The sequence below is a fragment of the Arthrobacter sp. zg-Y750 genome, from assembly GCF_020907365.1.
GTDB lineage: Bacteria > Actinomycetota > Actinomycetes > Actinomycetales > Micrococcaceae > Arthrobacter_B.
Genome location: NZ_JAJJOC010000015.1, coordinates 1 through 2,826, shown reverse-complemented (window position 1 = coordinate 2,826; position 2,826 = coordinate 1). Strand labels below are relative to the sequence as shown.

At 64.8% G+C, this 2,826-nt stretch carries 2 protein-coding genes and 1 tRNA gene; 2 read left to right on the top strand and 1 reads right to left on the bottom strand.

Translation table 11 applies throughout. The features are described from left to right. Positions 1-144: 144 nt before the first annotated feature. A tRNA-Leu gene (locus LOC57_RS10860) sits at positions 145-218 on the top strand. Positions 219-273: 55 nt separating this feature from the next. Here LOC57_RS10860 and LOC57_RS10855 read toward each other — a convergent pair. Further along, on the bottom strand, positions 274-828 hold the full coding sequence (locus tag LOC57_RS10855; RefSeq protein WP_229959682.1) for a hypothetical protein: 555 nt from the start codon (positions 826-828) through the stop codon (positions 274-276). 209 nt (positions 829-1,037) lie between these two features. Between LOC57_RS10855 and LOC57_RS10850 the strand changes: the two genes are divergently transcribed. Then, positions 1,038-2,429 (top strand): ABC transporter substrate-binding protein, encoded by a 1,392-nt coding sequence (locus tag LOC57_RS10850; protein ID WP_227914472.1) that lies wholly within the window; start codon positions 1,038-1,040, stop codon positions 2,427-2,429. The last annotated feature ends 397 nt before the right edge of the window (positions 2,430-2,826 follow it).

Here is a 2,826-nt window from a genome sequence, read left to right as displayed (position 1 = left end):
CCCGCCGCCGTCCGGCCCCCCCCTCCCCGCCCCCCCCCCCCCCCCCCCCCCCCCCCGCCCCCCCCCCCCCCCCCCCCCCCCCCCCCGCTGCCGTGTTTCCCGCCCTCCGCGGCTTTCCAGTACGCTTGGAAGGCAATTGTCCAGGCCCCAGTAGCCCAATTGGCAGAGGCAACCGACTTAAAATCGGTGTGTTGTCGGTTCGAGTCCGACCTGGGGTACAGCGAAGCCGGCATGCGGTTCCACCGGCAGGCAGTTCACCGGCAGGGAAGCGCCCTAGCCCTCGTTGCGGCCCCGTGCGGAGCGGTTGCGGTGTCGCAGCAGGAGGGCTCCGGCCAGCCCGCCCAGAATCACGACGGCGGCTGCGGCCGGCAGGACCGCGGATGAGCGTTCAGAGCCGGACACAGGGGTGGCCGACGGCGACGGGACAGGCGTCCGCGACGTAGGGGGCGCCGTCGTCGGAGCAGGCGCACGCACCGGAGCCGGAACTGCGCCGCCTCCAGCCGGAGCTGTGGCAGGAGCAGTGGCGGCAGCGCTGGAGTCAGCCGGCGTCGGGACGGGATCAGGGGCCGGTGAAGACGGCTGCAGCTCGAGCCCGGGGGGAGCCGGAACCGCCTCGGAGTAGTTGCCCGTTGCCGGGTCGTAGCTGCTTTCTCCGGGGTTGTAGGGTGCGGGATCGCCGGTTGCTGCGCAGGTCTCCACACCGTCCACGACGGCGGGCACCAGACCCGGTGCGCAGGACAGTGCCTGCGCCGGCGCTGCAGCGCCGAGAAGGAGCAGGCTGGCGGCAGTAAGCGTGGAAGCGGCAGCGGTTAGAGACCGGATGTGCAATTTTCCCCCAAATGAGCGTAATAAAGCCATCGTATAGGGCTGGACGGCCCCTACTCGCAAGGGCGCGAAGGCCTAAATGTGACGAGCGTTACAAGGCTGTAACCGCAGGCTCTTATATTCGACACAATGTTCCATTAGCTTTTCTTCTAATCAGGAACACCTGGTGTTGCGTCAAAGGCACCCGCCTTTCGATCGGGGAGATAACTTTTATGACTGCACTACGCCATTCCGGCGGTCTGGGCTTGGGCGTCGGATACGCCCGCACCGCTAAGATTGCCGCCCTCGGTTTGGGCTTTGCCCTGTTCGCCAGCGGTTGCGGCGGCAACAACTCCGAATCCACTTCGGAAGAGTCCACCGGTTCGAGCGACGCCGCAGCGGCGTCGGTCCTCACCTGCCCCGAGGGCGAAGGAGGCACGGGAAGCGATCCGGGAGCCAAGGGGGATGCCTCGGCCGTTCCCGCGTCCACCGGCACCACCGACGTTCCGCTGAAGATCGGGTCCCTGCTCCCGACAACGGGTTCCCTTGCCTACCTGGGCCCGCCGGAAATCGCCGGCGTCAACCTGGCTGTCAAGGAGATCAACGACGCAGGCGGTGTCCTGGGCAAGCCTGTTGAGGTGGTCCACCGCGACTCCGGCGACACCACCACGGATATCGCCACCCAGTCGGTCAATGACCTGCTCAGCCAGGATGTCAGCGCCATTGTGGGCGCCGCCTCCTCGGGCGTGTCCAAGACTGTTATCGGCAACATCACCGGCGCCGGTGTCATCCAGTTCTCTCCCGCGAACACCTCGCCGGACTTCACCACCTGGGATGACAACGGCCTGTACTTCCGCACCGCTCCGTCCGACGTCATGCAGGGCCGCACCCTGGGCAACTACATCATGAGCTGCGGTGCGCAGACGGTGGGCATGATTGTCCTCAATGATGCCTACGGAACCGGACTGCAGAGCAACGTCCAGAAGTCGGTGGAAGACGCAGGTGGCCAGGTAGTGGCCTCTGAGATGTTCAATGAAGGCGATTCCCAGTTCAGCAGCCAGGTGGATTCCATTGCCGCTGCGAAGCCGGATGCCGTGGTGATCATCAGCTTCGACCAGGCCAAGAGCATTGTTCCGCTCCTGAAGTCAAAGGGTATCGACGCCAGCCAGATGTTCTTTGTGGACGGCAACACCTCGGACTACAGCGACAGCCTGGACGCCGGAACGCTTGAAGGGGCGCAGGGCACCATTCCCGGTCCGTTCGCCTCGGATAACTTCAAGGACTCCCTGCTGGCGATCGATCCGGCCCTGAAGGACTGGTCCTACGCGGGTGAAAGCTATGACGCCGTTACCCTGCTGGCGCTGGCCTCCGAAGCGGCCGGCAGCACCGACGGCAAGGCCATGGCAGCCGAACTGCAGGGTGTCTCGGGTGAAGGCGAAAAGTGCTACGACTTCGCCGGTTGCGTGACCATCCTGCGGGGCGGCGGCGACATTGACTACGACGGCTACTCCGGCCCGGTCACGTTCGATGAGAACGGCGACCCGACGGAAGCGTTTATCGGTATCTACCAGTACGACGCCGACAACAAGCCGGTGCCGAGCCGCTCCGAAGAGGGCAAGCTCTAACTGCAGCGGGGATAACTGCGGCAGTAGAAACAGCAAGCAGATCAGCCTCGCCGGGAAACCGGCGGGGCTGATCTGTTTTTCGATGCGGCGTTGGTGGTTTTCCGGGTGTGACGGGGGCGGGGGACCATGGAGATAAAGGTAGGTAGTGGCGTCCGAAAGACGAGTATTTGGAGTTTTCCGTAGGGTCGTTTTGGCCCTCTTTTGGCCCCGGAAATGTCAGTGCCGGGTGAAATCCTTAGGCATGGATCAGCTCGGAAACGCCGAACGGACAACCGAAGAAGCAGGGTCTGAACACCAGTCGGCTAAAGGCCAGGCTGGTACCAAGGATGCGTCAGGTGCGGGGTGCACGCTCGCTGTGTTCCAGGCGGGTGCCGGTACCGTCGACGGCGGCTCCCGG